Origin of the sequence: Amycolatopsis thermalba (assembly GCF_003385215.1) — a bacterium.
Lineage (GTDB): Bacteria > Actinomycetota > Actinomycetes > Mycobacteriales > Pseudonocardiaceae > Amycolatopsis_E > Amycolatopsis_E thermalba.
In genome coordinates, this window is sequence record NZ_PQHW01000044.1 from 24732 (window position 1) to 51226 (window position 26495).

28 protein-coding genes and 1 riboswitch are annotated in these 26495 nt (G+C 72.3%); of the genes, 12 read left to right on the plus strand and 16 right to left on the minus strand.

Going from position 1 to position 26495, the window contains the following annotated elements; genetic code table 11:
- Positions 1-27 precede the first annotated feature (27 nt).
- The 3 genes from D0D15_RS37070 to D0D15_RS18745 all read left to right on the plus strand — a co-directional run bounded on the left by D0D15_RS37070 (position 28) and on the right by D0D15_RS18745 (position 1248).
- Entirely contained in the window at positions 28-315 is a 288-nt protein-coding gene (locus D0D15_RS37070) for a TetR family transcriptional regulator (protein ID WP_233157170.1), read from the plus strand.
- The gene (locus tag D0D15_RS18740; RefSeq protein ID WP_143266164.1) at positions 197-511 is read left to right on the plus strand and encodes a TetR family transcriptional regulator C-terminal domain-containing protein; all 315 of its coding nucleotides are present in this window, start codon (positions 197-199) and stop codon (positions 509-511) included. Before D0D15_RS37070 ends, D0D15_RS18740 begins: the two co-directional genes overlap by 119 nt.
- 68 nt (positions 512-579) lie before the next feature.
- The gene (locus D0D15_RS18745) at positions 580-1248 is read left to right on the plus strand and encodes a VC0807 family protein (RefSeq protein ID WP_094004692.1); all 669 of its coding nucleotides are present in this window, start codon (positions 580-582) and stop codon (positions 1246-1248) included.
- On the opposite strand, the gene trhA is transcribed toward D0D15_RS18745, so the two are convergent.
- Complete coding sequence (gene trhA, locus D0D15_RS18750) at positions 1215-1880, minus strand: PAQR family membrane homeostasis protein TrhA (protein WP_094004693.1); 666 nt, start codon at positions 1878-1880, stop codon at positions 1215-1217. The genes D0D15_RS18745 and trhA overlap by 34 nt on opposite strands.
- 88 nt (positions 1881-1968) lie before the next feature.
- Here trhA and D0D15_RS18755 point away from each other — a divergent pair, with 88 nt between their 5' ends.
- The gene (locus tag D0D15_RS18755) at positions 1969-2745 is read left to right on the plus strand and encodes an isoprenyl transferase (RefSeq protein WP_094004694.1); all 777 of its coding nucleotides are present in this window, start codon (positions 1969-1971) and stop codon (positions 2743-2745) included.
- Positions 2746-3082: 337 nt separating this feature from the next.
- Entirely contained in the window at positions 3083-4477 is a 1395-nt protein-coding gene (phoH2, locus tag D0D15_RS18760; protein WP_162830606.1) for an RNA 5'-3' helicase PhoH2, read from the plus strand.
- A gap of 43 nt (positions 4478-4520) precedes the next feature.
- Here phoH2 and guaB1 read toward each other — a convergent pair whose 3' ends face one another.
- On the minus strand, positions 4521-5960 hold the full coding sequence (gene guaB1, locus D0D15_RS18765; protein WP_094004695.1) for a GMP reductase: 1440 nt from the start codon (positions 5958-5960) through the stop codon (positions 4521-4523).
- Positions 5961-5990: 30 nt separating this feature from the next.
- Between guaB1 and D0D15_RS18770 the strand changes: the two genes are divergently transcribed.
- Positions 5991-6440, plus strand: coding sequence for a DUF309 domain-containing protein (locus D0D15_RS18770; protein ID WP_094004696.1), 450 nt, complete (start codon positions 5991-5993; stop codon positions 6438-6440).
- An 82-nt stretch (positions 6441-6522) separates the two neighbouring features.
- Here the strand turns inward: D0D15_RS18770 and D0D15_RS18775 are convergent, their stop codons facing one another.
- The 3 genes from D0D15_RS18775 to D0D15_RS18785 form a co-directional block, all read right to left on the minus strand.
- Entirely contained in the window at positions 6523-7506 is a 984-nt protein-coding gene (locus tag D0D15_RS18775) for an ABC transporter substrate-binding protein (RefSeq protein WP_094004697.1), read from the minus strand.
- Between the two features lie 20 nt (positions 7507-7526).
- Complete coding sequence (locus tag D0D15_RS18780; protein WP_094004698.1) at positions 7527-8546, minus strand: FecCD family ABC transporter permease; 1020 nt, start codon at positions 8544-8546, stop codon at positions 7527-7529.
- A gap of 184 nt (positions 8547-8730) precedes the next feature.
- Positions 8731-9756: a FecCD family ABC transporter permease gene (locus D0D15_RS18785; protein ID WP_115944616.1), complete on the minus strand. Its 1026-nt coding sequence runs from the start codon at positions 9754-9756 to the stop codon at positions 8731-8733.
- Positions 9757-9876: 120 nt separating this feature from the next.
- On the opposite strand from D0D15_RS18785, the gene D0D15_RS18790 reads away from it, so the two are divergent.
- Positions 9877-11409, plus strand: coding sequence for a CehA/McbA family metallohydrolase (locus D0D15_RS18790; protein WP_233157171.1), 1533 nt, complete (start codon positions 9877-9879; stop codon positions 11407-11409).
- 123 nt (positions 11410-11532) lie between these two features.
- On the opposite strand, the gene D0D15_RS18795 is transcribed toward D0D15_RS18790, so the two are convergent.
- Positions 11533-13044, minus strand: coding sequence for an ATP-dependent DNA ligase (locus D0D15_RS18795; RefSeq protein WP_094004700.1), 1512 nt, complete (start codon positions 13042-13044; stop codon positions 11533-11535).
- Positions 13005-13931 carry a DMT family transporter gene (locus tag D0D15_RS18800; protein WP_115944617.1) on the minus strand — a complete coding sequence of 309 codons (927 nt, stop codon included), beginning with the start codon at positions 13929-13931 and terminating at the stop codon, positions 13005-13007. Before D0D15_RS18800 ends, D0D15_RS18795 begins: the two co-directional genes overlap by 40 nt.
- Positions 13932-13998: 67 nt before the next feature.
- Here D0D15_RS18800 and D0D15_RS18805 point away from each other — a divergent pair, with 67 nt between their 5' ends.
- Together D0D15_RS18805 and nicT are read left to right on the plus strand one after the other, a co-directional pair.
- Positions 13999-14577 carry a TetR/AcrR family transcriptional regulator gene (locus D0D15_RS18805; RefSeq protein ID WP_094004702.1) on the plus strand — a complete coding sequence of 193 codons (579 nt, stop codon included), beginning with the start codon at positions 13999-14001 and terminating at the stop codon, positions 14575-14577.
- 111 nt (positions 14578-14688) lie between these two features.
- A riboswitch (cobalamin riboswitch) is annotated at positions 14689-14858 on the plus strand.
- A gap of 46 nt (positions 14859-14904) precedes the next feature.
- The gene (gene nicT / locus D0D15_RS18810) at positions 14905-15957 is read left to right on the plus strand and encodes a Nickel transporter NicT (RefSeq protein ID WP_094004767.1); all 1053 of its coding nucleotides are present in this window, start codon (positions 14905-14907) and stop codon (positions 15955-15957) included.
- Here the strand turns inward: nicT and D0D15_RS18815 are convergent.
- Positions 15946-16500 carry a sigma-70 family RNA polymerase sigma factor gene (locus D0D15_RS18815; RefSeq protein ID WP_094004703.1) on the minus strand — a complete coding sequence of 185 codons (555 nt, stop codon included), beginning with the start codon at positions 16498-16500 and terminating at the stop codon, positions 15946-15948. The two genes, nicT and D0D15_RS18815, sit on opposite strands and share 12 nt — an antisense overlap.
- Before the next feature lie 108 nt (positions 16501-16608).
- Between D0D15_RS18815 and D0D15_RS18820 the strand changes: the two genes are divergently transcribed.
- Positions 16609-17331: a zf-HC2 domain-containing protein gene (locus tag D0D15_RS18820; RefSeq protein WP_094004704.1), complete on the plus strand. Its 723-nt coding sequence runs from the start codon at positions 16609-16611 to the stop codon at positions 17329-17331.
- Here the strand turns inward: D0D15_RS18820 and D0D15_RS18825 are convergent.
- Positions 17298-18170 (minus strand): helix-turn-helix domain-containing protein, encoded by an 873-nt coding sequence (locus tag D0D15_RS18825; protein WP_094004705.1) that lies wholly within the window; start codon positions 18168-18170, stop codon positions 17298-17300. The two genes, D0D15_RS18820 and D0D15_RS18825, sit on opposite strands and share 34 nt — an antisense overlap.
- Before the next feature lie 128 nt (positions 18171-18298).
- On the opposite strand from D0D15_RS18825, the gene D0D15_RS18830 reads away from it, so the two are divergent.
- Positions 18299-19318, plus strand: coding sequence for an aldo/keto reductase (locus D0D15_RS18830; protein WP_115944618.1), 1020 nt, complete (start codon positions 18299-18301; stop codon positions 19316-19318).
- Positions 19319-19360: 42 nt separating this feature from the next.
- Here D0D15_RS18830 and D0D15_RS18835 read toward each other — a convergent pair whose 3' ends face one another.
- Complete coding sequence (locus D0D15_RS18835; protein WP_115944619.1) at positions 19361-20758, minus strand: class II fumarate hydratase; 1398 nt, start codon at positions 20756-20758, stop codon at positions 19361-19363.
- A 104-nt stretch (positions 20759-20862) separates the two neighbouring features.
- On the opposite strand from D0D15_RS18835, the gene D0D15_RS18840 reads away from it, so the two are divergent.
- Positions 20863-21837, plus strand: coding sequence for an NAD(P)/FAD-dependent oxidoreductase (locus D0D15_RS18840; protein ID WP_162830607.1), 975 nt, complete (start codon positions 20863-20865; stop codon positions 21835-21837).
- Positions 21838-21839: 2 nt separating this feature from the next.
- On the opposite strand, the gene D0D15_RS18845 is transcribed toward D0D15_RS18840, so the two are convergent.
- The 6 genes from D0D15_RS18845 to D0D15_RS18870 all read right to left on the minus strand — a co-directional run bounded on the left by D0D15_RS18845 (position 21840) and on the right by D0D15_RS18870 (position 26340).
- Complete coding sequence (locus D0D15_RS18845) at positions 21840-22712, minus strand: S1 family peptidase (protein ID WP_094004708.1); 873 nt, start codon at positions 22710-22712, stop codon at positions 21840-21842.
- On the minus strand, positions 22709-23779 hold the full coding sequence (gene glpX / locus D0D15_RS18850; protein WP_094004709.1) for a class II fructose-bisphosphatase: 1071 nt from the start codon (positions 23777-23779) through the stop codon (positions 22709-22711). The genes D0D15_RS18845 and glpX overlap by 4 nt, the downstream gene beginning before the upstream one ends.
- Positions 23780-23864: 85 nt before the next feature.
- On the minus strand, positions 23865-24080 hold the full coding sequence (locus D0D15_RS18855) for an exodeoxyribonuclease VII small subunit (RefSeq protein ID WP_094004710.1): 216 nt from the start codon (positions 24078-24080) through the stop codon (positions 23865-23867).
- A complete protein-coding gene (locus tag D0D15_RS18860; protein ID WP_094004711.1) occupies positions 24077-24475 on the minus strand; it encodes a hypothetical protein in 399 nt (132 codons plus the stop codon). Before D0D15_RS18860 ends, D0D15_RS18855 begins: the two co-directional genes overlap by 4 nt.
- Positions 24476-24478: 3 nt before the next feature.
- Positions 24479-25717 (minus strand): exodeoxyribonuclease VII large subunit, encoded by a 1239-nt coding sequence (gene xseA, locus D0D15_RS18865; protein ID WP_094004712.1) that lies wholly within the window; start codon positions 25715-25717, stop codon positions 24479-24481.
- On the minus strand, positions 25714-26340 hold the full coding sequence (locus D0D15_RS18870; protein ID WP_094004713.1) for a lipid droplet-associated protein: 627 nt from the start codon (positions 26338-26340) through the stop codon (positions 25714-25716). The genes xseA and D0D15_RS18870 overlap by 4 nt, the downstream gene beginning before the upstream one ends.
- Between the last annotated feature and the right edge of the window lie 155 nt (positions 26341-26495).

A 26495-nucleotide genomic window follows, 5' to 3' on the forward strand; every position in this document is an offset into this window, starting at 1 on the left:
GCTGCGTCGTGACCCGGGATCGAGGCGGTGAGCCTGCGCGAGGTCGCCGCGGAAGCCGGCGTCTCGATGGGGCGGGTGCAGCACTACTTCGCCTCGAAGGACGACATGCTGGGGTTCGCCCTGGAGCTGGCGAACGAGCGCGCGGGTCCGGGCGCGCCTGCCGGCGCTGGCCGATCCCGGGCGGATCCTGCGCGAGGTGCTGACCGAAATGCTCGGCCTCACCGCGGAGAGCAGGCAGTTCATCCTGCTCGGCGTCGCCTACCTCAACCGCGCCCTCACCGACGAGAAGATCGCCGAGGGCATGGCCGCCGGTGACGCCGAACTGTACGGTCTCCTGGCCGGCCTGGTCGAGGCGGCGGCCGGCGAGCGGCCCGGCCTCGACCCGCGTCAGGAGGCCCGCGTCCTGTTCCAGGTGGCCGCCGGGCTGGGCGTCGAGGTGGCGCTGGGGCAGACCGCCCCGGCCGACGCGGTCGCCACGGTGGACTACTACCTCCGGCGGCTGCTGGGCTGACAAATGTCATGCCCGGGACCGGATGTTCGGCATGATCACCGGATGCCGGCGGGGGCGAAGCTGGGGTCATGACGAACAAGACCTCGGCCCTGGCCCCGCTGATCATCGACGCCGGGCTTCCCGTCGCCGCCTACTTCCTGCTCAGCCAGGCCGCCGGCCTGAGCACCATCGCCGCGCTGGCGTGGAGCAGCGCGATCCCCACGGTGCGGGCGGTGTGGTGCCTGGCCCGCGAGCGGCGGGTCAACGTCCTGGCGGTGCTGATGCTGGTCGTCAACACCACCGGGCTGCTGTTGAGCCTGCTGACCGGTGATCCCCGGCTGATGCTGGCCAAGGACGGCGGGGTGACCAGCATCCTCGGCGTCGGGATCCTGGCGTCGGTGGTGATCGGGAAGCCGTTGATGACCGAGGTGCTGCGGCCGCTGTTCACCAAGGGTGACCCCGGCAGGACCGCGGTGTGGGAAGGGCTTTCGGGGACCTCGCCGGCCTTCCGGCGGGCGGAGCGGCTCTTCTCGGTCGTGTGGGGCGTGGCCCTGCTCGGCGAGTCCGCGGTGCGGGTCGTGGGCGCCTACACGCTGCCCGTCGACACGATGGTCTGGCTCGGCAGCGTGATCCTGGTGGTCGCGCTCGCGGCGGCGTTCGCCGTCAGCCGTGCGGCGGCCCGGCCGATGGTGCGCACCTTCCTCGCCGCGTTCGACGAGCGGCGTCAGGCGTACAGGGCCAGCCAGACGGCGATGTAGTGCGAGACCGCGGCCAGCACCGTGCACGCGTGGAAGAACTCGTGGTAGCCGAAGGTGTCCGGCCAGTAGTTCGGCCACTTCACCGCGTAGAACACCGCGCCGACCGTGTAGAACAGGCCGCCCACCAGGAGCAGCACCAGCGCGGCCACCCCGGCGTGCGTGGCCAGCTCGGGCAGCACGAAGATCGCCACCCAGCCGAGCGCCACGTAGATCGGCACGCCGAGCCAGCGCGGCGCGCCCGGCCACAGCATCTTCAGCGCCACCCCGGCCAGCGCGCCGCCCCAGACCACGCCCAGCACGACGTACCCGGTGGGCTTCGACATCGCCAGCAGCGTGAACGGGGTGTAGGTGCCCGCGATGAACAGGAAGATCATCGAGTGGTCCGCGCGCTTCATCCACTGGTAGGCGCGTGGGCTCCAGATCCGCCGGTGGTACAGCGCGCTGACGCCGAACACGCCGAGGACGGTCAGCCCGTACACCGACGTGGCCAGCGCGGCCAGGCCGGACACCGTGGCGCCGGCGAACGCGATCAGCGTCGCCACGCAGGCGAGCGCGCTGAAAAACGTCCAGAAGTGGATATGGCCGCGGAGCCGGGGACGGGTGTCGACGAAGGGTTCGGTCTCAACGGTCACACCAACAAGGTTACGACGACGTAGGTTCCGCGCCAGTCACCGTGGCCCGGCCCACGTCGCTTCCCGACCCTGCGTACATTGGTTGGACGTGAGTCTTCGCTCCTTCGGGTCCAAGCTTGTCTACGGCATTTACAGCCGCCGTCTGATCCAGCAGGCGGCAGGCAAGCATCCGCGGCACATCGCGATCATGCTGGACGGCAACCGCAGGTGGGCGCGGGAAGCCGGCTTCACCGACGTCTCCGACGGGCACCGGGCGGGAGCGCGCAAGATCGCCGACTTCCTCACCTGGTGCCGCGAGGCCGACGTCGAGGTCGTGACGATGTGGCTGCTGTCCACGGACAACCTCAGCCGCGCCACCGAGGAGCTCGAACCGCTGCTGGAGATCATCGCCGACGTCGTCGACGAGCTGGCGCAGGCGGGCAACCCGTGGCGCATCCGCGTCGTCGGCGCGCTGGACCTGCTGCCCGGGCCGATCGCCAAGCGCCTGCAGTCGGCCGCGGCGAGCACCGAGAAGCGCACCGGCATGGAGGTCAACGTCGCCGTCGGCTACGGCGGGCGGCAGGAGATCGCGGACGCGGTCAAGAAGCTGCTGCTCCAGCACGCCGACGAGGGCACGTCGATCCGCGAGCTGGCGAAGATCCTCGACGTCGACCACATCTCCGAGCACCTCTACACCTCGGGGCAGCCCGACCCGGACCTCATCATCCGCACCTCCGGCGAGCAGCGGCTGTCCGGTTTCCTGCTGTGGCAGTCCGCGCACTCCGAGTTCTGGTTCACGGAGGCCTACTGGCCCGCCTTCCGCCGGGTCGACTTCCTGCGCGCCCTCCGTGACTACGCGTGGCGGCACCGCCGTTTCGGTACTTGACAACACGTTCCGTGTCGATTCGCTGATTTGTTCTCTACCGACGGTGAGATGACAACCTGGTGAATCACCTGCCTGGCTGCCTGCACGAAGCGTCGAACGCAGGTAACTTCCGAAGTGATGGCTCGTGACCTTGCGGACCATCACGGGAGGCCCTGGTAGTGGCGGTTGTAGAGCAGACGGCGCGTGAGCCGTTCGCGATACCCACGAGGGGGCCGGCACCCGGCCCTCGTGGCCCTGCGCGCTGACGCGTAAGCGGAAGCGAAGAGCGGTCCAGCCAGGGTGGTGCCCGGCCCAGCGAGTGTGGGCGTGGTGCCACGTCCACGAGGGAGATGCCGTCGTGACTACGCAGCGTTCGCCCCGTAAGGCCTCCGGCCGCTCATCGAATTCCGCGGAGGGCACCGCAGAACCCCCGAGTCCCGTTCCCGGGCAGCACACCTACGTCCTGGACACCTCGGTTCTGCTGGCCGACCCGTGGGCCATCACGAGATTCGCCGAGCACGCCGTGGTCCTGCCGTTGGTCGTGATCAGTGAACTGGAGGCGAAACGGCATCACCCCGAACTGGGCTGGTTCGCGCGGGAATCCCTGCGCCAGCTCGACGACCTGCGGCTCAAGCACGGCCGCCTGGACGCCCCGATCCCGATCGGCGACTCCGGCGGCACCCTGCACGTCGAGCTGAACCACTCGGACCCGACGGTCCTGCCGCCCGGGTTCCGCACCGACTCCAACGACCACCGGATCCTGGCCTGCGCGCTGAACCTCAAGGTCGAGCGCGACGCGGTCACCCTGGTCACGAAGGACATCCCGCTGCGGGTCAAGGCCGGTGCCGTCGGCCTGCCCGCCGACGAGTACCGCGCGCTGGAGGTGGCGCCGTCCGGCTGGACCGGCATGGTCGACGTGGAGGTCCCGCAGGAAGCGGTCGACGCGTTGTTCCGCGACGGTCTCGTGGACCTGGCTGAATACGGGCTGCCCGAGGTGGGCGAGTCGCCGTGCCACACCGGTCTGCGGCTGGTGGCCGGTTCCGGCAGCTCCAGCGCGCTGGGCCGGCTGACCCCGGCCAAGAAGGTGAAGCTGGTCCGCGGCGACAAGGAGGCGTTCGGCCTGCACGGCCGCTCCGCGGAGCAGCGGATCGCGCTGGACCTGCTGCTCGACCCGGACATCGGCATCGTCTCGCTCGGCGGACGGGCAGGCACCGGCAAGTCCGCGCTCGCGCTGTGCGCCGGGCTGGAGTCGGTGATGGAGCGCCGCGAGCACCGGAAGGTGGTCGTGTTCCGGCCGGTCTACGCCGTCGGCGGCCAGGACCTGGGCTACCTGCCGGGGTCGGAGTCGGAGAAGATGCAGCCGTGGGCGCAGGCGGTGTTCGACACGCTCGGCGCCCTGGTCAGCCAGGACGTGCTGGACGAGGTGTTCGACCGCGGCATGCTGGAGGTCCTGCCGCTGACTCACATCCGCGGCCGGTCGCTGCACGACTCGTTCGTGATCGTGGACGAGGCGCAGTCGCTGGAGCGCAACGTGCTGCTGACCGTGCTGTCGCGGCTGGGCACGGCGTCCCGCGTGGTGCTCACCCACGACGTGGCGCAGCGGGACAACCTGCGCGTCGGACGCCACGACGGCGTGTCCGCGGTGATCGAGAAGCTGAAGGGCCACCCGCTCTTCGCGCACGTCACGCTGACCCGCTCGGAGCGGTCGCCGATCGCCGCGCTGGTCACCGAGATGCTGGAGGACCACGGGTAGTTCCCGAGGCGGGGCCGCCTCCGCTGGGCGGCGGCCCCGTTCCTCACCAGCCCGCGGGCAGCGGCCGGCCTTCGGCGAACCCGGCGGCCGACTGGATGCCCAGCACAGCGCGGCGGTGGAAGTCCTCGATGTCCCGCGCGCCGGCGTAGGTGAACGCGGACCGCACACCCGAGCAGATCTCGTCGATCAGGTCCTCGACGCCGGGGCGCTGCGGGTCCAGCAGCATCCGCGACGACGAGATGCCCTCCTCGAACAGGGCCTTGCGTGCCCGCTCGAAGACGTTGTCGGTGCGCGTGCGGGCGCCGACGGCGCGCTTGCTCGCCATGCCGAACGACTCCTTGTACGGCCGCCCGTGCTCGTCGTAGCGCAGGTCGCCGGGGCTTTCGTGGGTGCCGGCGAACCACGAGCCGACCATCGCCGCGGACGCGCCCGCGGCCAGCGCCAGCGCCACGTCGCGGGGGTGGCGCACGCCGCCGTCGGCCCACACGTGCTTGCCCAGCTCGCGGGCGGCCTTCGCGCATTCCAGGACGGCGGAGAACTGCGGGCGGCCGACGCCGGTCATCATCCGCGTCGTGCACATCGCGCCCGGGCCGACGCCGACCTTGACCACGTCGGCACCGGCGTCGATGAGGTCGCGCGTGCCCTCGGCGGTGACGACGTTGCCCGCCACGACCGGCACCGCGGGCGAGACCGAGCGGACGGCCTTCAGCGCGGCGATCATCTTCTCCTGGTGGCCGTGCGCGGTGTCGACGACGAGCGTGTCGATGCCCGCGGCGAGCAGCGACTCGGCCTTCGCGGCGACGTCGCCGTTGATGCCCACGGCGGCGGCGACCCGCAGCCGCCGCTGGGCGTCCACGGCCGGGGTGTAGATGTCCGCGCGCAGCGCCGCGGTCTGGGTGAGGATGCCGGCGAGCTTGCCGTCGGCGTCGACACCCAGCGCGATCTGCGCGCCGGCGGCGTGCAGGCGCTCGAAGACCTCGCGGGACGGGGTGTCCAGCGGGCAGGTCACGGGCGGTTCGTAGGCGACCTCGGTGACGCGCGCGAAGCGGTCGACGCCCGTGCAGGCGGCCTCGTCGACGATCCCGTGCGGGCGGCCGTGCTCGTCGACCACGACGACGGCGCCGTGCGCGCGCTTGCCGATCAGGTTGAGGGCGTCGGCGACCGCGTCACCGCCGGTGAGGACCAGCGGGGTGTCCCAGGTGGTGTGGCGGCTCTTGATCCAGGCGACGATGTCGGCGACCGCCGCCGGGTCGACGTCCTGCGGCAGGACGACGAGCCCGCCGCGCCGGGCGACGGTCTCGGCCATCCGCCGCCCCGCGACGGCGGTCATGTTGGCGACGACGATCGGGATGGTCGCGCCGGTGCCGTCGACGGTGGACAGGTCGACGTCGAAGCGCGATTCCACGGCCGAGCGGTTGGGCACGAGGAAGACGTCGTCGTAAGTGAGGTCGTGAGCGGGCCCGTGGCCATCGAGAAAACGCACGAGTCCCCAGACTACGGCACAATCGGGCGCATGGCCGATCGGGACCGGGACGCCGAGGGCAAACCGCGGAACGCCCGCCCGCGCGACGGGCTGGGGCGGCCGCTGCCGTACGGGTCGCCGGGGGTGGAACGCCAGCCGGAAGGCATCGCGCGCACCCCGGCGCAAACGCTTGCGGAGGCGCAGAACCTGCTGGACGCCGGACGGCCCTTCCACGCGCACGAGGTGTTCGAGGACGCGTGGAAGTCCTCGGACGGGCCGGATCGTGCGTTGTGGAAGGGGCTGGCGCAGCTGGCGGTCGGGCTGACGCACTCCGCGCGGGGCAACCGGAAGGGCGCGTCGTCCCTGCTGACCCGCGCCGCCGCGGCGATCGAGCCGTACGCGGCGGAACCTCCGTACGGCATTGACGTGGCGGGGCTGGTGGCGTGGGCACGGGCGGGCGCGGAGGCGCCGGAGGGGTTGCGCACCCCCCGGCTGAGCTGACGCGCTGCGCGGGGAGCGGTCAATCCGCCCCGGAAGGGGTGTGTCTCCAACGGCCGGTCCATCCCTTCCGGGGTGACCGGATCTAGACGACCTTGCGCGCCGCCTCGAGGTTCGCCGCCAGGTTGTTCAGCGTGCGGGCCTGCGCCACGTAGTCCATGGACGAGAACTCCCACGGGAACACCTGCCCGGCCGCGGCCGCGGGCATCCGGGCGAAGGTGGCCTGCTGCAGGAGCGTGTCCTTGTCCATGGCGCGCAGCGAGTACAGCACGACGTCCGTCGGGTGCTTGCCGATGTTCTCCCAGCTCACCTGCTCCCAGTAGTACTTCGCGCCGCCCGGGTCGGGGTAGGTCAGGCCCAGCTCGGTGTAGCTGCGCAGCGCCGGGTCGTCGGCGGCCTTGCAGATGTAGACGCCGTCGCCCGGGTAGGCGGCGATCGCCATCACCGTGAGGCCCTTGGCGGTGGCGTTCTGGAACCGGGTGCGCGCGGCCTCGTAGGCCTGCTCGGCGTCGGCGGCGGGCTCGGTGCCCAGCGCCTTCACCAGTTCCACCGTCCGGTCGACCACGTTGGTCGCCGAGCCGGCCATCTTCAGCGCGATGATCGGCGCGATCTCGGCGACCGCCTTCTGCTGGGTGAGGTCCTTGAACCCGTACAGCGGCTGGGTGGTGTCGATCGTGCCCGCGCTGTCCACCGGGTAGGCGTGGGTGAGGATCAGGTCCGGCTTGGCGGCGGCGAGCGCCTCGATGTCGATCTCGCCGTAGGTGCGGCCGACCTCCTTGACCTGGCTGAGGTCGCGGCCGCGGAAGTTCACGTCGTCGGCCAGGCCGGTGTAGCCGAACGACGCGACGGGCGTGATGCCGTAGTTCCACAGGGACGCGATGGCGTCGTTGAGGCCGGCGATGCGCGTGGGCCGGGCGTCGAGGTCGACCCTGGTGCCCAGGTCGTCGGTGAACGACCAGGCACCGCCGCTCGCGGCCGGGTCCGAGCCGCCCGAACCGCACGCGGCGAGGAGGCCGGTCGCGGCCACGGCCAGGCTGCCGGTGAGGAAGGTCCGGCGGGTGGTCGTCATGGGGTCACCTTTCTTCGGGGTCAACGTCGTCGGAGGAGGAGCCAGATGAGGTAGGGGGCGCCGACCGCGGCCGTGACCAGTCCGACCGGGACTTCCCAGCCGAACGCGGTGCGGCCGAGCAGGTCGGACGCCTGGACGAGCAGGGCGCCGCCGAGCGCGGACGCGACTAGCGGCGGGCGCGAGCCGCCGGTCAGCCGGAGCATGATCTGCGGGGTCACCAGGGCGACGAAGCCGACCGGCCCCGCGGCGGCGACGGCGGCCGCGGTCAGCCCGACGGCCACGCCGATGGTGCCCAGGCGCACCGCCTGGATCCGCACGCCCAGCCCGGCGGCCGCGTCGTCGCCGAGCTGCGTCACGGCGAGCGTGCGGGGCAGGGTGAGCGCGGCGGGGACGAGGAGCGCGGCGAGGATCATCAGCGGGACGGTCTGGTCCCAGCTCACGGCGCTGATCGAGCCGACGAGCCAGACCGTGGCCTGGGCGGCGCTGTTGATGCTGGCGAGGATGAGGAGCCAGCTGGTCAGTGCCGTGAGGACGGCGCCGCACCCGATGCCGACGAGGATGAGCCGGAAGCCGTCGACTCCGTGGCGCCAGGAGAACCCGTAGACCGCCGCGGCGGCGACGAGACCACCGGCGAGCGCGGCCGCGGGCACGCCGATCGTGGTGATGCCGCTGGCGAGGCTGTAGACGCCACCCCCGAAGACGATCACCGCCACCGCGGCGGCGGAGGCGCCGCCGGTGACGCCGAGGATGTCCGGGGTGGCGAGCGGATTGCGGGAGATGGTCTGGGTGAGGGCACCGGCCATGGCGAGGCACGCGCCGGCGAGGCACCCGGTGACGGCCCGCGGCACGCGCAGGTCGAACAGGATGTGCCGGTCGATCCGGTGCCCGCCGCCGGTGAGCAGCTCGGGAAGCTGCCCGAGCGCGATGGGGTACTCGCCGATCGTCACACCCACCGCGGTGACCAGCAGAAGTGCACCGAGCACGACGAGGCAGACGGTGGCCGCGCGGGTGTTCCACCGCGCGCCGAGGGTGGCGGTCATGCGCGCCCGCCTTCGCGGGAACAGCCCGAGGCCCTCACCGCGCGTGAGACGCCGGCGACCCCGGGGCGGGCCCGGTCGACCAAGAACTGGACGACGGCGGCCGCGCAATCGGGTGCTGCATGAGCCCAGGCAGCGGTGCGGCCCCGGCGGGTGGTGTCACCAGGCGATGCAGCCAGGGTTGCCATCAGAGCCTCACCAGCCGGGTGCGCCGGGCGATCAGCACGAACGCGCCGCCGCCGAGGATGGCCAGCATGATGCCCGCCGGGATCTCCGCCGGGCCCGCGATCAGGCGGCCCGCGACGTCGGCGAGCAGCAGCAGCACCGCGCCCGCCAGGGCGGAGCACGGGACCAGCCACCGGTGGTCGGGGCCGGTCACGGCGCGCACCACGTGCGGGACGATCAGCCCCAGCGCGGCGATCGGCCCGGCGGCGGCCGTCGCGGCGCCGGCCAGCAGCGTCACCGCCGCCAGGCCCACCAGCCGGCTCGCCGCGACCGACTGGCCCAGCCCGCGCGCCGTGTCCTCGCCGAGGGACACCGCGTTCAGCGCCCGCGTGTTGAGCATCGCCAGCACCAGCCCGGCCGCCACGAACGGCAGGATCCCCAGGCTGATGCTCGCGTCGCGGCCGCTGATCGAACCCACCACCCACCGGCGGTAGACGTCCAGCGTCGGGTTGTCGCTGAGGATCACCAGCGACGTGAACGTCGACAGCAGCGCCATCACGGCCGCACCGGCCAGCGCCATCGGCACCGGGCTCAGCTGCCGCCCGCTAGAGCCGATCGCGAACACCGCGGCGGTCACGCCGAGCGCCCCGGCGAACCCGAACCACACCTGGCCACCGGGATCGACGACCCCGAACAGTTGCGCGGCCAGCGCCACCGCGAGCGCGGCGCCCGCGTTGATGCCGAGCAGGCCCGGATCGGCCAGCGGGTTGCGCGTGTGCCCCTGCATGAGGACCCCGGCGGCGCCCAGCGCCAGACCGGCGAGCACGCCGAGTGCCGTGCGGGGCAGACGCACCTCGCGGACGATCGTCGCCGCTTCGCTGCCGTCGTCGTGCAGCAGCACCCGGACCGCGGTGCCCAGCCCCAGGTCGTTGCTACCCAGGACCAGGCTCAACGCGACCGCGACGACCAGCGCCACCAGCAGGAACACCAGGAGCAACAGCCGGCGAGGCGTCGTCCTGGTCACTGTTGGTGACATGAGCTCGTTCACGCTCTGCAACTTAGCTTAGCCGTACCTAAGCTCGGAAGTGTGACGTTCGTTCAGGTTATGGACACGCGGTGTACCGGCACGCGGCTCGCGACGGTCACCCGCCGCTGATGACATGGCCGCATGTGCATGGGTTGCGGAGTTTCCCGACGCGGTTTCCTGCAGGCGGCGTCGGTGGCCGGCGCGGTGACGCTCGCGCCGGTGACGTTCGCGGAGGCGGCCGAGGGGCGGACCGAGACCAAGGTGCTGACCGGGCGGTTCGAGCCGGGCACGGCCGACTTCGTGTACCTGCCGGTGGAGGTCCCGGCCGGGGTGAGCCAGTTGTCGGTGGTCTACAGCTACGACAAACCGGCCGTGCCCAGCGGGACGCCCGGCAACTCGTGCGACATCGGCATCTTCGACAACCGCGGCGCCGCGCTCGGCGGCAACGGCTTCCGCGGCTGGTCCGGCGGCTTCCGCGACCGCTTCTCGATCAGCCGCACCGAAGCCACCCCCGGCTACCTGCCCGGCGACATCACGCCCGGCACGTGGCACGTCGTGCTCGGCCCGTACACGATCGCGCCGCAGGGCCTGAACTACCGCGTCGAGGTGACCCTCGTCTACGGCCCCGCGGGCGCGCCGTACCGCCCGAACTACCCGTCCGAGCGCACCCGCACGCGCGGCCGCCGGTGGTACCGCGGCGACTGCCACCTGCACACGGTCCACTCCGACGGCAGGCGCCTGCCGTCCGAGGTGGCCGCCGGTGCGCGCGAGGCCGGGCTGGACTTCATCACCTCGACCGACCACAACACGTCGTCGTCGCACGGCGCGTGGGGCCAGTTCGCCGGCGACGACCTGCTGATCATGCTCGGCGAGGAGGTGACCACCCGCAACGGACACTGGCTCGCGCTCGGCGTGCGGCCCGGCCAGTTCGTCGACTGGCGGTACCGGTCCCGCGACGGCGAGCTGCCCGAGTACCAGCGTGAGGTGCACCGTTCCGGTGGCCTCTGCGTCGCCGCGCACCCGTACTGCCCGTGGGTCGGGTGCAACTTCAAGTTCGGCTACGCCGGCTTCGACGCGGTCGAGGTGTGGAACGGCCCGTGGACGTGGGACGACGACGCCGCCGTGTCCGAATGGGACAACACCCTGGTGGAATCCGTGCGCGGCAAGGGAAGCTGGCTGCCCGCGATGGGCAACAGCGACGCGCACAACCCCGGCCAGACGATCGGCCTGCCGCAGACCGTCGTCCTCGCCGACGCGCTCACCCGGGACGCGATCCTCGACGGGATCAAGGCCGGGCGGAGCTGGATCGCCGAGTCGGCCGGTGTGGACCTGTCACTCGTCGCGACCGGACCGCGCGGGCAGGCCGCCGGCATCGGCGACCGTCTTGCCGTGGCCGCCGGGGACGAGGTGGCCGTGCGGCTGGACGTGTCGGGCGTGCCGAACGGGACCGTGCGCCTGATCACGGACGAGGGTCAGGTGTTCCAGCAGAGTCTTCCCGCTTCGGGAAGTGGCAGCGTGACGTGGCTGACCACGCCCGCGGTGTCGGCTTATGTGCGTGCTGAGGTGCGTCACCCCCTTGCTGATGGTTCGGCGGGTGCTCCCGCCCTGTCGGCTGGTCTCAACTTCGGCGCCATGGCCGCGATGACGAACCCGATCTTCCTCGGCCGGGTGTGATCGCCGGTCGCCGTGACGGCTTCGCCGGTCGAAGTCGCTGACCGGGTTGCACGGGCAGCTTCCGTGTCAGGACGAGGCCGCCCTGGGCCGGGGCTGCTCGTGGTCGCGGCGTGATTCCTGGCGTCACCTCCGGAGGGTGGCGCGGACGGCGTCGATGGTGTCCGCGTCGGCTGGGTCCTTGTCCGGGCGGTAGCGCACCACGCGCGCGAAACGCAGTGCCACACCGCCCGGGTAGCGGGTGCTGACCTGGGCGCCGTCCAGTTCGATCTCGACCACCAGTTCCGGCCGGACGTGGACCGTCCACTTGTCCCGGTGCGTCTCGATTTCCTGGAACGTCTTGGTCTGCCACGCGAGCAACTCGTCGGTGAGCCCCTTGAACGTCTTGCCCACCATGATCGGCGGGCCGCCGTCCGGGTCGCGTGCGCCGAGGTGCAGGTTCGACAGGTACCCCGTGCGGCGGCCGTGGCCCCACTCCGCGGCGAGGACGACGAGGTCGAGCGTGTGCACCGGCTTCACCTTCAGCCACGCCCGCCCCCGCCGCCCCGCCGCGTACGGCGAGTCGAGCGCTTTCACCATGACGCCCTCGTGCCCGGCGTCGAGGGCCGCCGCGAGGATCGCGCTCGGATCCGGCGGTTCGCTCCGCCCCGGGATGAGGTGCTCGCCGGCCACCCGGCGCAGCGCCTCGTTGCGCTCCCGCAACGGCTTGTCCAGCAGGTCCGTACCGTCCAGGTGCAGGCAGTCGAAGAAGTACGGTCGCAGCAGCAACGCGCGCACCTGCTCCTCGCGCGTGCTGCCGAACCGGCTCATCGTCTCCTGGAACGGCCGTGGCCTGCCGTCGTCGGTCAGCGCGAGCGTCTCGCCGTCGAGCACCACCGACCGGCAGGGCAGTGCTCGCACCAGAGACACCAGCTCGCCCACGTGCTGGGTGATCTCGCGCAGCGTTCGCGTGTAGACGTGCACCTCGTCGCCGTCGCGGTGCACCTGTATCCGCGCTCCGTCCATTTTGTACTCGACGATGGCGGACGGGTGCTCGCGCACCGCCTCGTCGAGCGATTCCGCCGGGGACGCCAGCATCGGCCGAAGCGGACGCCCCAGCTCGAGCCCGAAGCCGCCGAGCGCGGCCTCGCCGCCGGTGACCGCGGCCAGCGCGGTGACCGGCAGCCGCCCGGACAGCATGAACGCGCGCCGGACCGCTTCGGCGGGCACGTTCGCCGCCGCCGCGATCGCGTCGAGCATCACGCCTTCCAGCGCTCCCTGCCGCAGCTCGCCGGTGAGCAGGCGGAAGAGGAACTGCTGTTCGGCTTCGGTGGCCCGGGTGAACAGCCCGGTCAGCAGGCCGGACCGGCGCCTGGCCGACCCGCTGCCCGAAGCGGCACCCACTTCGCCGAGGGCGGCGTCGACCTCGGCCACTGTCAGATTCGGTTCGTCGGCCGGGCTCGCGCCCAGCTCGGCCAGCGTGCGCCAGCCCGTGCCGATCCGGCCCTGGGTGGGCCGGCCGGTCAGGAAGGCCACGACGGCGGGCAGTTCCCGCTCGTCCGCGCGGTTGAGCAGGTCTGCCAGCGTCGCGACCTTCGCCTTGCGCGAGCGGGTGGCCGCTAGCGAGGCGGAGGCTGTGACGACGTCGGCGAGGAGCATGCGGACATCATCTCTCGCCCCACCGACAATTTCCGGGGACGCAGGACCACGGCGACCGCGCCCAGGCAGACGACGAGCCCGAGCAGACCACGCAGGGTGATCGAATCGCCGAACATGAGCCAGGCGAGCACCATCGTCGTAGGTGGTGTGAGGTACAGCAGGCTCGACACCGTCGTCACCGAGCTACGACGCAGGACGAGCCAGTAGCAGCCGTATCCCCCGAACGTGGAGAACACGACGACCCACCCGACCGCGACCCAGAAGTCCGGATCCGCCGGTGGAGTCAGGTCTCCGGTGAGCGCCGCGATGCCGGTGAACAGGACCGCACTGGTCACGCACTGCACCACGAGGCCGTCCCAGAGCGGCACGGCGGACGCCGTCTTGCGTTCGATCAGGGTGGCGGCGACCAGGGCGAGCATCGACAGGAACGGCAGCGCGTAGGCCAGCGGCGGGGTGCCCGGGCGGCCGGACAGGTCGTCGCTCACCACCAGCGGCACCCCGGCCAGCCCGACGACCAACCCGGCCCACCGCAGCGCCCCGGCGCGTTCGCCCAGCACGAACTGGCTGAGCACCACCGCGACGATCGGTTGCAGCGCGGCGATCAACGCCGACGTCCCGGCAGCCACGCCGAGATCCGCCGCCGCGTACACGCCGTACAGGTAGGCGCCCTGGGAGAGCACGCCGAGACCGGCCTGGATCGCGGCGTCGCGGGGCCGCATCGAGCGGCGGCGGATGATCCACCACGCGCCCAGCAGCAGGCCCGCGGCGAGGAACCGCCAGGCCAGGAGCGCCACCGCGCCGCCGGAGTGGGCGCCCAGCGTCGCGCCCACGAAACCGGAGCTCCAGAACAGGACGAAACCGGTTCCGGCGACGACGTTCCCCCGCATGCGGCCTCCTTCGGTATACAGGTCGGTATAGCTACCGTAGCTATACCGGTCGGTGTACTGTCAAGTCGTGGAGACGGACAAGCCGCTGACCCCGGCCGCCGAACGGATCCTCACGGTCGCCGGGAAGCTGTTCTACGACAACGGGATCCACGCGGTGGGCGTGGACACGATCGCCGCCGAGGCCGGGGTGACCAAGAAGACCCTGTACGACCGGTTCGGTTCGAAGGCCGAGCTGGTCGCGCTCTACCTGTGGCGCCGGGACGTGCGGTGGCGCGAGCGGGTCCACTCGTTCGCCGGCCGCCGGTCGACGCCTGCTCGCCGGCTGCTGGCGGTGTTCGACGCGCTCGCGGACTGGCTCGCGACCGAGAACACGCGGGGCTGCGCGTTCGTCAACGCGCACGCCGAGCTGCCGGAGGCGGACCACCCGGGGCGCCAGGTGATCGCGGCGTCGAAACGGTGGTTGCTGGGCTACCTGCGGGACATCGCGGCGGAGGCGGGGGTGCGCAACCCCGCGCGGCTGGCGGAGGCGTTGCTGATCCTCGTCGAGGGGGCGACGGTGGCCGCGTCGCTCGACGTGACGCCGACGGCCGTGGCGACGGCGAAGCGGGTCGCGAAGTCGCTGATCGAGGAGGCGACCGGGAGCTGAGCGGACAGCCCGGAGAGCCGGGCAGGGTCGCCGACACCCAGCACATTCCCCGTCCCCAGCGGTAGGGCCCCGGTCACTGGGATGGCTCTTGCTCCGCCGCGCGGCCGAACCGTACCGTGGGCGAGCCGTGGTGCTCGGGAAGTCCGGTGTGAAACCGGCGCGGCCCTCGCCACTGTGAACGGGAAGTCCCGGCCCGGGACAGCCACTGGACGCGAGTCCGGGAAGGCGGGCCGCGGATGTCGATCCGAAGCCAGGAGACCGGCCACGGCACCGATTGGACCATCCACGAGGTGCTGGAAGGCGGTCTCCATGGGGACTTCACCCACCCTGTCCGGGCGCAGGCAGGACACCTATCGCACGGGCCTGTTGCTGCTGGCGATCGTCGTGTTGCACGCGGTCGCCTTCGGGATCCTCGCGTTGCTCGTGGTGCCCGGGCACTACGCCGTCGGCACGCAGGTGTTCGGCTTCGGGCTGGGGCTCACGGCCTACACGCTCGGCATGCGGCACGCGTTCGACGCCGACCACATCGCCGCGATCGACAACACCACCCGCAAGCTCATGGCCGAGGGCCAACGCCCGCTCTCCGTCGGGTTCTGGTTCGCCCTCGGGCATTCCACCGTGGTCGTCGTGCTGGCGGTGCTCGTCGCGATCGGCGCGAAGGGCATCCTGAGCTGGACCGAGGACGGCTCGTCCGCGCACCGGGTGCTCGGCCTCATCTCCACCGGCGCGTCCGGCGGGTTCCTGTACCTGATCGGCATCCTCAACCTGGTCGCGCTGATCGGGATCTGGAAGGTGTGGCGCGAGCTGCGTCGCGGCCGCTTCGACGAGGCCGAGCTGGAGGCCCGGCTCGACTCGCGCGGGTTCGTCAACCGCTTCCTCGGCCGCCTCACCCGCTCGATCCGCCGCCCCGGCCAGATGTACCTGGTCGGGCTGCTGTTCGGCGTCGGGTTCGACACCGCCACCGAGGTGCTCCTGCTGGCGCTCGCCGGGTCCGGCGCCGCGGCCGGCCTGCCCTGGTACGCGATCCTGTGCCTGCCGCTGCTGTTCGCGGCCGGGATGAGCCTGTTCGACACGCTCGACGGCACGTTCATGAACTTCGCCTACGACTGGGCCTTCGCCAACCCGGTCCGCAAGATCTACTACAACCTCACGATCACCGGCCTGTCCGTCGCGGTGGCGCTGGTCATCGGCACGATCGAACTGGTCGGCGTGGCCAGGGACGACCTGGGCTGGTCCGGCGCGCTGATCGACTGGATCGCCGACATCGAGCTGGACAACGTCGGCTACATCGTCGTCGGGTTGTTCGTCGTCGTGTGGGTGGCCGCCATCGCCTACTGGCGGCTCGCCCGCGTCGAGCACCGCTGGAGCTCAGCCGAGTGACGCCGCTCGCCCGTTCGAGTTGAGTGCGCTGGTCAGGTCCTCGCGGGCGCGGAACACGCGGGACCGGATGGTGCCGACCGCGCAGTCGCACACCTCCGCCGCGTCCGCGTAGGACAGCCCGATCACCTGCGTGAGCACGAACGCCTCCCGGCGCTCGGGCTCCAGCTCGGCGATCAGCTCGCGCAGCACGACGAGCCGGCCGTGGTCGGGCGTCCGGGCCCCGCTCTGCTCGGCGGTCGCCACCCAGTCCTCGACCTGGCTGGTCCGCGGGCGGCGGCGGGTCGTGCGCAGGTGGTCGGCCGCGACGCGCTTGGCGATGGACAGCAGCCACATCCGGGCGGGCGAGCGGCCGGCGAACGACGGCAGCGCGGCGAAGGCCCGCAGATAGGTCTCCTGCACCAGGTCCTCGGCCACACCGGGGTCGGACAGGTAGGTCAGCAGCCGGTGCAGCTGGCGCTGGGTCGCGGACACGAAACGCTCGGCGGCCGCCCGATCCCCGCGTGCCGCCAGGAAGGCGTGCCGGGTGATCTCGTCGTCGTCCATTGCGCGTTCCTCCCAGTGCGGGCCCTGGCCGATGACCTTATGGCCAACCGGTCCCCGCGGTCGAAGGGGTGCGGGAACTATCCCGCGGGACAGGACGACCTGGCAGACATGGACTGTGCGACCGCGCGCGAGGCGATCTCGGCCACCCTCGACGGTGAGGACCCGGGGGTGGATCCGGCTGCGCTGGACGAGCACGTGACGCGCTGCGCGGCCTGCCTGGCCTGGCAGGACGAGGCGGCGGCGGTGACGCGGCTGGTGCGCCTGGAACCGGCCGCGGCGTCGCCGGACGTGGCCGGGCGCGTGCTCGACCACGCGCCCGCCCGGCCGGCCCGGCACGACTGGCCGCGGTGGGCGCTGGTGATCACCGCGGTCGCCCAGCTGTCCATTGTGGTGTCGCTGCTGTTCGTGCCGCAGCGGATGGGCGACGGGATGGTCGTCCAGCCCGGTTCGCACGTCGAGCACGAGGCCGCGGCGTTCAACTTCGCCATCGCGATCGCCCTGCTGTGGGCGGCCGCCAAGCCGCGCCAGGCGCGCAGCCAGCTGCCGGTCCTGCTCAGCTTCGCCGCCGTGCTGGCCGGGTTGTCCCTGTTCGACGTGCTCGGCGGCCGGGTCGGCTGGGAACGGCTGGCCAGCCACCTGCCGCTGCTGTTCGGCGTGGTCTGCGCGGTGCTGGTCGCGCGGCGCGAGGGCCGGTGGCCGTGGCCCGGCAACCGGGCGGGCGCCGAGCCGGTGGACCGGACCAGCCTCGACGAAACCGGCCGGGAACTCGCCGAGCCCGCCGACCGGTCGCGCGAGTATCAGCCGCCGGCGGCGCGGCGCAACGTCGCCTGATCGATGTCGTCCGTGGCGACCCAGCTGGCCAGCAGGCCCAGCGCCCGCTCCGACTCCGAGCCGGGCTCCGCCGTGTAGGTCACGATCGCCTGGTCCGGTTCGTCGGGCAGGCGCAGCGTCTCGTACCGCAGGTGCAGTTCCCCGACCAGCGGGTTGTGGATGCGCTTGTGGCCGTGGGCCTTGTCCCGCACGTGGTGGCTCGCCCACAGGCGGCGGAACGGGTCGCTGCGCAGCGACAGCTCACCGATCAGCTGGGCCAGCCGGGGATCGTCCGGGCACCGGCCCGCCTCGGCCCGCAGGTTCGCCACCACCTCCTCGCAGACCTGGTCGAACTCGGGGTGCAGGGTGCGAGCTTCGGCCTCGTTGAGGAAGAACAGCTTCGGCAGGTTGCGGTCCTCCGGCGGCAACGACCCGAAGTCGAACGCGATCGCGCCGCCCAGCGGGTTCCAGGCCAGCACGTCGAGGTAGCGGCCGAAGACGAAGGCGGGCACCGACATGGCGTCCAGCAGTTGCTGCAGGGCCGGGCGCACCTGCTGCACCGGGCATCGTCCGTTCCGCTTGCGCCGCTGCGTCGCGAGGTTGTGCAGGTAGGTGCACTCGTCCGGGTTGAGCCGCAACGCCCGGGCGAGCGAATCGAGCACCTCCTCCGACACGTTCCGCGCGCGGCCCTGCTCCAGACGGGTCAGGTAGTCGACGCTGATCCCGGCCAGCTGCGCCAGTTCCTCCCGGCGCAGCCCGGCGACGCGCCGCCGCGTCACACCCTGCGGCAGGCCGAGGTCGCGCGGGTCCAGCGCCGCGCGGCGCGCCTTGAGGAACGCCCCCAGTTCAGCTCCGTCCATGCCTCCAGTATCCGGATGCGGCGACCGCGTTGCCTGGTACTGCCAGACCCAGGTCGAGCGTTGCCTGGTCCGGACCTCCCACCGGCGGGAACGTGGTCGGCACAGGCACCACGAGGGAGGAACTCGAAATGCGACGACGGATTCTCGGCGGCACCGGCATCGAGGTCAGCGAGTACACGCTGGGCGCGATGATGTTCGGCGCGTGGGGCAACCGCGACCACGACGAATCGGTCCGGATGATCCACACCGCGCTCGACGCGGGCATCAACTTCGTCGACACCGCCGACATCTACTCCGACGGCGAGAGCGAGGTGATCGTCGGCAAGGCGCTCAAGGGGCGCCGCGACGACGTCGTGCTGGCGACCAAGGGGCACTTCTACGGCCTCGGCGGCTCCGGCAGCAACTCGCGGCGCTGGCTGACCAAGGCGCTGGACGCCAGCCTGCGGCGGCTGGGCGTCGACCACGTCGACCTCTACCAGGTGCACCGCCCCGACCACACCACCGACATCGACGAGACCCTGTCCGCCCTGTCGGACTTCGTGCGGGCCGGCAAGGTGCGCGCGATCGGCTCGTCGGTCTTCCCGGCCGAGCAGATCGTCGAGGCGCAGTGGGTGGCCGAGCGGCGCGGGCACGTGCGGTTCCGCACCGAGCAGCCGCCGTACTCGATCCTCAACCGGGGCATCGAGGCACACGTCCTGCCGACCGCGCAGCGCTACGGCATGGGCGTGCTGACCTGGGGCCCGCTGTCGTCGGGCTGGCTGTCCGGGCGGTACTCGACCGCGTCCGATGTGGACCTGCAGGCCGGCCGGGTGGCGTTGCAGAACCACAAGTTCGACCCGGCCCTGCCCGGCAACGCGGCGAAGCTGGCGGCGACCAACGAGCTGAAGAAGGTCGCCGCCGACCTGGGCCGCCCGCTGACGCACCTGGCGCTCGCGTTCGTGCGCTCGCACCCGGCGGTCACCTCGGCGATCATCGGCCCGCGCACGCCGGAGCGGCTCGCCGACCTGCTGGCCGGCGCGGACCTGGTGCTGGACGACGACGTGCTGGACCGGATCGACGAGATCGTCCCGCCGGGCGTCGACCTCAACGCGGTCGACCCCGACTACACCCCGCCCGCGCTCGCGGACAAGTCCCTGCGCCGCCGCTGACCGGCCGTGGCGGCCACCCGGCGCCCGGGTGGCCGCCACCGCTCACTTGCCGCCGCGCGCCATCCGGAGCACGTCGAGGGCCTCGTCGAGCTGGGCCTCGGTGAGCTTGCCCTGCTCGAGGTAGCCGCGCTCGATGACGACCTCGCGGATCGTCTTCAGCTCCTTGAGCGCCTGCTTCGCGACCGCGGCCGCCTCCTCGTAACCGATGTACTTGTTGAGCGGCGTCACGATCGACGGGCTGCCTTCGGCGTAGGCCTTGGTGCGCTCCTCGTTGACCGTGATCCCGGCGATCACCTTGTCGGCCAGCAGGCGCGACACCGCGGCCAGCAGCCGCGCCGATTCCAGCACGTTGCGCGCGATGACCGGCAGGTTCACGTTGAGCTGGAAGTTCCCCTGGGAACCGGCGTAGGCCACCGCCGCGTCGTTGCCGATCACCTGCGCGACCACCTGCAGCGTCGCCTCCGGGATGACCGGGTTGACCTTGCCCGGCATGATCGACGACCCCGGCTGCAGGTCCGGCAGCTGGAGCTCGGCCAGCCCGGTGCGCGGGCCCGAGCCCAGCCACCGCAGGTCGTTGGCGATCTTGGCCAGCGACACCGCGACCGTGCGCAGGTGGCCGGAGGTCTCGACCACGCTGTCCTGGCTGGCCTGCGCCTCGAAGTGGTTGCGGGCCTCGGTCAGCGGCAGCCCGGTGACCTTCGCCAGCTCCTCGGCCACCGCCGCGCCGAAGCCCTCCGGCGCGTTCAGGCCGGACCCGACCGCGGTGCCGCCGATCGGCAGCTCACCCAGTCGTCCCAGCCCGGACTCCAGCCGCTCGATGCCGAAGCGGACCTGCGCCGCCCACGCCCCGGCCTCCTGGCCCAGCGTGATCGGCACGGCGTCCATCAGGTGCGTGCGGCCGGACTTGACGATGTCCTGCCATTCCTGCGCGCGGCCCTCGATGGTCTCGGCGAGGTGCTGCAACGCCGGGATCACGTCGGTCAGCACGGCCTCGGTGGCGGCGATGTGGATCGTCGTCGGGAACGTGTCGTTCGACGACTGCGAGGCGTTGACGTGGTCGTTCGGGTGCACGTCACCGCCCAGGGCCCGGCTCGCCAGTGTCGCGATGACCTCGTTGGCGTTCATGTTCGACGACGTGCCGGACCCGGTCTGGAAGACGTCGATGGGGAAGTGCGCGTCGTGCCTGCCCTCGGCCACCCCGTCGGCGGCCGCGGCGATCGCGTTCGCCAGGTCGCCCTCCAGCACGCCGAACCGGGCGTTGACCCGCGCCGCGGCGGCCTTGAGCAGGCCGAGCGCACGGATCTGGGCGCGCTCGAGGCCCCGGCCGGAGATCGGGAAGTTCTCGACGGCGCGCTGGGTCTGGGCCCGGTACAGCGCGTCGACGGGCACCTTCACCTCGCCCATCGTGTCGTGTTCGATCCGGTATTCCTGTTCAGCCATAACCCGAGTCTGGCCCGTCCGCCGGGCGCTCGCTCCGTGTGTTTGCGCACCCGGAATGGTTAGATCGGAGGTGAGGTGGATCACGGCGAAAGGGCGGTCGATCCATGGATCTGTCAGTGGACGTGCTGATCGTGGGGGCGGGCCCGACCGGTCTGTTCGCCGCGTACTACGCCGGGTTCCGCGGGCTGTCGATGGCGGTCGTCGACTCGCTGCCCGAAGCCGGCGGTCAGGTCACCGCGATGTACCCGGAGAAGCTGATCTACGACGTCGGCGGGTTCCCCGCGGTGCGCGGCCGGGACCTGGTCAAGGGGCTGGTCGAGCAGGCTGCGCCGTGGCAGCCGCACTACCTGCTCGGGCGCAAGGCCGAGGAGCTGCGCCGCGGGAACGACGGGCTGGACGTGGTGCTCGACGGCGGTGAGGTCGTGCACGCCCGCGCGGTGCTGATCACCGCCGGGATCGGCGAGTTCACCCCGCGCCCGCTGCCCGCCGGGGACGGCTGGCTCGGCCGCGGCATGGTCCACTTCGTGCCCTCGCTGGACGCGCACGCGGGGCAGGACGTCGTGGTCGTCGGCGGCGGGGACTCGGCGTTCGACTGGGTGCTGGCGCTGCACCCGCTGGCCGCCAGCGTGACGCTGGTGCACCGGCGGGCCAAGTTCCGCGCCGCCGAGTCGATCGTCACGCAGGCCCGTGAGCTGGGGGTGCGGATCATCACCGACGCCGAGGTCACGGCCCTGCGGGAGGGGCCGGACGGCGCGCTCGCCGAGGTCGAGGTGCGGGTCAAGGACGAGGAGCCGATCCGGCTGCCGGCCCAGGCGGTGGTGGCCGCGCTCGGGTTCACCGCCGACCTCGGGCCGATCGAGAACTGGGGACTGGACATCCACCAGCGCGCCATCCGGGTCGACTCGACGATGGCGACCGGCGTGGAGCGGGTGTTCGCGGCCGGGGACGTCGCCGCGTACCCGGGCAAGGTGAAGCTCATCGCGACCGGGTTCGGCGAGGCCGCGACCGCGATCAACAACATCGCCGTCACCCTGGACCCCGAGGCGCACCTGTTCCCCGGGCACTCCAGCAATCTGTGAGGTCAGGCGGGCGGCGGTGGCGTCGGCGTCGGGCTCGGTGTGGGTGCCGGCGTGGGCGTCGGTCTCGGGCTCGGCGTGGGGGTCGGCGCCGGGGTGGGTGCCGGTGCCGGGATGGGCGGCGGTGGTGGCGCGGTCTGCTCGGTGATCCACTTCGCGTGGGCCACGGCCGAGGTGTAGATCGACGGCGCCGTCGTGCACGCCGGATCGTTGTTGCCGGAGCGGCTGGTCAGGCCCAGCAGCAGCCACCGGTCACCGGCGCGGACCAGCTCCGGCCCGCCCGAGTCGCCGTAGCAGGCGCCCGCCTTGCCGCCGGGCGAGTCGGTGCACAGCTCGGTGAGCGGGTCGATGGCGGCGCAGCGGGCCGCGTCGACCAGGGTCGTGTCCAGTTGCTGCAGGTCGACGGGCGCGGAGCCGCAACCCGGTGTCGGGCACAGCTGGCCCCAGCCCAGCAGCCGCACCGACGTGCCGACCGACGTCGAGGTGCCGAGCCCGACCGGCGTGGCCTGCACCGGGCTCGCCAGGTGGACCAGGGCGATGTCGCCGCCCGGCCCGTACGGGTTGAAGCTCGGGTGCGTGATCACCCGGTCCGGCTGCGCGACCTCACCGCCCTGCGTCCGGTCGTTGCTGCCGATCCGGGCGGTGAAGGTGTTCGCGGGCTGGTCCTGGACGCAGTGCGCCGCGGTCAGCAGCCACTGCGGCGCGATCAGCGACGCGCCGCAGAAGTGCCGGCCCGCGGTCGTCTGCAGCGACGCGACGAACGAGTAGGGCTGGTCGGCGGACACCCCGCCGACCAGGTCCGGCCGGGCCGCCGCCGAGCCCGCGACCCCACCGAGGGCGAGCAGGCAGGCGGCGGCCATCAGCAGGAGACGTTTCACGGCAGCGGTGGCACCACGTCGTCGTCGGGGGCCTCGGTCAGGACGCCGTCGAAGTCGACGGAGGAGTACGCGCGGAGCTTGGTCAGGCGGTGGTAGCCGTCGATCAGCCGCACCGTGCCGGACTTGGACCGCATCACGATCGACTGGGTCGTCGCGCCGCCGGAGCGGTAGTGCACGCCACGCAGCAGGTCACCGTCGGTCACGCCGGTCGCGCAGAAGAACACGTTGTCGCCGCGCACCAGGTCGTCGGTGGTGAGCACCCGGTCGAGGTCGTGCCCGGCGCCGATGGCCTTCTCACGCTCGGCGTCGTCCTTCGGCCACAACCGGCCCTGCAGCTCGCCGCCCAGGCACTTCATCGCGCAGGCGGTGATGATGCCCTCCGGCGTGCCGCCGATGCCGAGCAGCATGTCGACACCGGTGGTCGGGCGGGCCGCGGCGATCGCGCCCGCCACGTCACCGTCGGAGATGAACCGGATCCGGGCGCCCGCCTCGCGGACCTCCTTGACCAGCTTCTCGTGCCGCGGCCGGTCCAGGATGCAGACCGTCACGTCCGAGACCTCGGTGTGCTTGGCCTTCGCGACCCGGCGGATGTTCTCCGCGATCGGTGCGGACAGGTCCACCACACCCGCGGCCTCCGGGCCCACGGCCAGCTTCTCCATGTAGAAGACCGCCGACGGGTCGAACATCGCGCCGCGCTCGGCGACCGCGAGGACCGCCAGCGCGTTCGGCATGCCCTTCGACATCAGGGTCGTGCCGTCGATCGGGTCCACCGCGACGTCGCAGGCCGGGCCGTCCCCGTTGCCCACCTCTTCGCCGTTGTAGAGCATCGGGGCTTCGTCCTTCTCGCCCTCGCCGATGACGACGACACCGCGCATCGACACGGTCGAGATCAGCTGCCGCATCGCGTCGACGGCCGCACCGTCGCCGGCGTTCTTGTCGCCCTTGCCGACCCAGCGGCCGGCCGCCATCGCGGCGGCCTCGGTGACGCGCACCAGCTCCATCGCGAGGTTGCGATCCGGCGCTTCCTTGCGTCTCGTCGTGCTCGGGGACGGGGTGCCGCTGGTCATTGCTGCCCTCCAGGGTCGTGCTGGCGCGGGTAACGATTCTCTCAGACTCGCGCGGGCTCGCAGGGCAGCGTCGTGATGGCGAATGTCACCCTTCGTCGCTGTTTGCGTCCTCGACGGACTTCAGCGCGTCCTCGATGCGCTCGCGGGCCCCGTCCAGGTGACGCTCGCACAGCTTGGCGAGGTGCTCGCCCTTCTCCCACAGCGCGAGCGACTGTTCCAGGGACAGGCCGCCCGCCTCCAGCTCGCGGACGACCTCGATGAGCTGGTCGCGGGCCTGTTCATAGCCGAGTTCTTCGGTCACCGGGTTGTGCTCCTCGCGGGTCGACGAGCGCACACTACCGCGCTCGCCATCGCGTGGTCGTAACCGGCGAAGGCGGTGGCGAACTCCTGGCCGTCACCCTCGGTGATCGCCAGCTCGATGGACCCCTGCGCCTGCGCGACCCGCCTGCGGTGCGGCGCGCCCTCGTTGAACCACCACCGCACACCGACGTACGCCGAGGTCGCTTCCGACAGCTGCCGCAGGCGGGTGTCCAGGTCCCAGCGGCCGGGCACGGCGCACCCGGCCAGCAGCGACGCCCAGCAGGCGCCGGCCGCGGCCTCGGCGGCGCCGGCCCGGTCGAGGACGGCCTGTGCGCCGGCCCGCGCCGCGGCGTCGGTGGTGAGCGGGAGGAACGTCGCTCGAGCGGAACGCAGCACTTCCTACTCTCCTGGTTCGGTGGATCGCGCGACCGCGTGCACGGCTCCGTCGACGATGCGCACGCGCAGCGGAGTTCCCTCCGCTACTTCAGAGATGTGCCGGAGCACCTGGAGGTTGCCTGCGTCGTCGCGGTATTGCACGACCGCGTACCCGCGTTCGAGCGTCGCCGCCGGTCCGAGCGCGGTCAGCTTGCCCCGCGCGCCCGCGATGGCGGCCTGCTCGTGCGAGACCAGGTTGAGCACCGCGCGCCGGCCGCGTTCCCGGTGCAGCTCGATCTCGTCGGCGCGGCGGTTGATCGGGCCCAGCGGGTCGGCCAGCACCGGGCGGCTGCGCAGCTGGTCGAGCAGGCGGCACTGGGTGTCCACCCAGCCGTGCAGCGCGCGGCGGGCCCGGTCGCGCATCTGCCGGACGCGCTCGGCCTCCTCCTTCACGTCCGGCACGACGCGCTTGCCGGCGTCGGTCGGGGTCGAGCAGCGCACGTCGGCGACGTGGTCCAGCAGCGGGGTGTCGGGTTCGTGCCCGATCGCGCTGACCACCGGCGTCCGGGCGGCGGCGACCGCGCGGCACAGGGTCTCGTCGGAGAACGGCAGCAGGTCCTCGACGCTGCCGCCGCCGCGCGCGATGACGATGACCTCGACGGACGGGTCGGCGTCGAGCATCTGCAGCGCCTTGACGATCTGCGGCACCGCCTGCACGCCCTGCACCGCGGTGTTGACCACCTGGAACGGCGCGGCGGGCCATCGGTTGTGCGCGTTGACCAGCACGTCCCGTTCGGCGGCGGACGCGCGGCCGGTGATCAGGCCGATGCCCTTGGGCAGGAACGGCAGGCGGCGCTTGCGTTCCTTGGCGAACAGGCCCTCGGCGGCGAGCAGGCGGCGCAGCCGTTCGATGCGGGCGAGCAGCTCACCGATGCCGACGGCGCGGATCTCGGTGGCGCGCAGCGAGATGGTGCCGCGGCCCAGGTAGAACGTCGGTTTGGCGTGGACGACCACGCTCGCGCCGTCCCGCAGCGGCGGTTCGATGCCACGCAGCAGGCCGGTCGGGCAGGTGACGGTCATGGAGACGTCGGCGGCCGGGTCGCGCAGGGTGAGGAACGCGGTCTGCGTGCCGGGGCGGGCGTTGATCTGGGTGACCTGGCCCTCGACCCAGACCGAGCCGAGCCGGTTGATCCACTCGGCGATCTTGCGCGCGACCGTGCGCACCGGCCACGGGTTCTCCGCGGTGGTGGGTTCGGCGCTCACTCCGCCTCGGCGTCCCCGGCGGCGTTGGCGCGCTGCACGTTGGTGATGCGGCGGGCCAGCATGCCGACGAACTGCGCCCGGTTGGCGTGGGCGCGCTCGTACTCCAGCAGCTCCTCGAGCTCCGCGAGGGAGAAGCGGCGCAGGCGGGCGCGCAGCTGCGGCAGGGTGAGCTCGTCGTAGTTGGCCAGGCCGAGGGGGCCGTCGGCGGTGCCGGCCGGGCTGTCGAACTCGCCTTCGGCGTGCTCTTCGCCCAGGGCGCGTTCCTCCTGTTCCCAGGGGCTGTCGCCGACGTCGGTGAGCACCGCGTCCGCGCGGTGGCCGTTGAGGTCGGTGCGCGGCTGGCCGGACTCGGCGGACTGGCCGGCCGGCTGGTCGGTGGGGAGGTCCTCGTCGAAGGTGGCCCAGCTCGGGGTGTCCTCGACGGGGCGCAGCGAGGCGAGGGCGTCGTCACCGCGGATGGCCAGCTCGGTGATCTGCTGCTGCATGCGCATGGAGAACTGGAGCACGCCGGAGATCACCGTGACCGGCAGCCCGAGCAGGGTTTTGGGCAGGTCGCGGGCGCGTTCGGCGGCGGTCACGGCCAGGCCCGCCGCGACGCGGAGGGGAAGCGGGAGTGGCTTCATGGGTACAGCGTGCCGCACCTTGGCGGTTCAGCCCAACCGGCGCGGCGTGGCGACGTGACGGGATGCACACGAATCGGGTGGGTGGTGCCCGGTGGGGGCGGGGTGCGGGTGCCGGGCGGCCCGTACCCTGGAGCTATGACTGCTGTCTCCGAGCC

Excerpts from the sequence above, each read along its gene's own strand:
- D0D15_RS18745 (WP_094004692.1), top strand. The coding sequence starts at position 580 with ATGACGAACAAGACCTCGGCCCTGGCCCCGCTGATCATCGACGCCGGG.
- D0D15_RS18775 (WP_094004697.1), bottom strand. The coding sequence starts at position 7,506 with ATGACGACCACCCGCCGGACCTTCCTCACCGGCAGCCTGGCCGTGGCC.
- D0D15_RS18800 (WP_115944617.1), bottom strand. The coding sequence starts at position 13,931 with ATGCGGGGGAACGTCGTCGCCGGAACCGGTTTCGTCCTGTTCTGGAGC.
- D0D15_RS18835 (WP_115944619.1), bottom strand. The coding sequence starts at position 20,758 with ATGGCTGAACAGGAATACCGGATCGAACACGACACGATGGGCGAGGTG.
- D0D15_RS18840 (WP_162830607.1), top strand. The coding sequence starts at position 20,863 with ATGGATCTGTCAGTGGACGTGCTGATCGTGGGGGCGGGCCCGACCGGT.
- D0D15_RS18825 (WP_094004705.1), bottom strand. The coding sequence starts at position 18,170 with ATGGACGGAGCTGAACTGGGGGCGTTCCTCAAGGCGCGCCGCGCGGCG.
- D0D15_RS18820 (WP_094004704.1), top strand. The coding sequence starts at position 16,609 with ATGGACTGTGCGACCGCGCGCGAGGCGATCTCGGCCACCCTCGACGGT.
- D0D15_RS18770 (WP_094004696.1), top strand. The coding sequence starts at position 5,991 with ATGGCCGATCGGGACCGGGACGCCGAGGGCAAACCGCGGAACGCCCGC.
- D0D15_RS18780 (WP_094004698.1), bottom strand. The coding sequence starts at position 8,546 with ATGACCGCCACCCTCGGCGCGCGGTGGAACACCCGCGCGGCCACCGTC.
- glpX (WP_094004709.1), bottom strand. The coding sequence starts at position 23,779 with ATGACCAGCGGCACCCCGTCCCCGAGCACGACGAGACGCAAGGAAGCG.
- D0D15_RS18795 (WP_094004700.1), bottom strand. The coding sequence starts at position 13,044 with ATGCTCCTCGCCGACGTCGTCACAGCCTCCGCCTCGCTAGCGGCCACC.
- D0D15_RS18790 (WP_233157171.1), top strand. The coding sequence starts at position 9,877 with ATGTGCATGGGTTGCGGAGTTTCCCGACGCGGTTTCCTGCAGGCGGCG.
- D0D15_RS18830 (WP_115944618.1), top strand. The coding sequence starts at position 18,299 with ATGCGACGACGGATTCTCGGCGGCACCGGCATCGAGGTCAGCGAGTAC.
- D0D15_RS18870 (WP_094004713.1), bottom strand. The coding sequence starts at position 26,340 with ATGAAGCCACTCCCGCTTCCCCTCCGCGTCGCGGCGGGCCTGGCCGTG.
- D0D15_RS18815 (WP_094004703.1), bottom strand. The coding sequence starts at position 16,500 with ATGGACGACGACGAGATCACCCGGCACGCCTTCCTGGCGGCACGCGGG.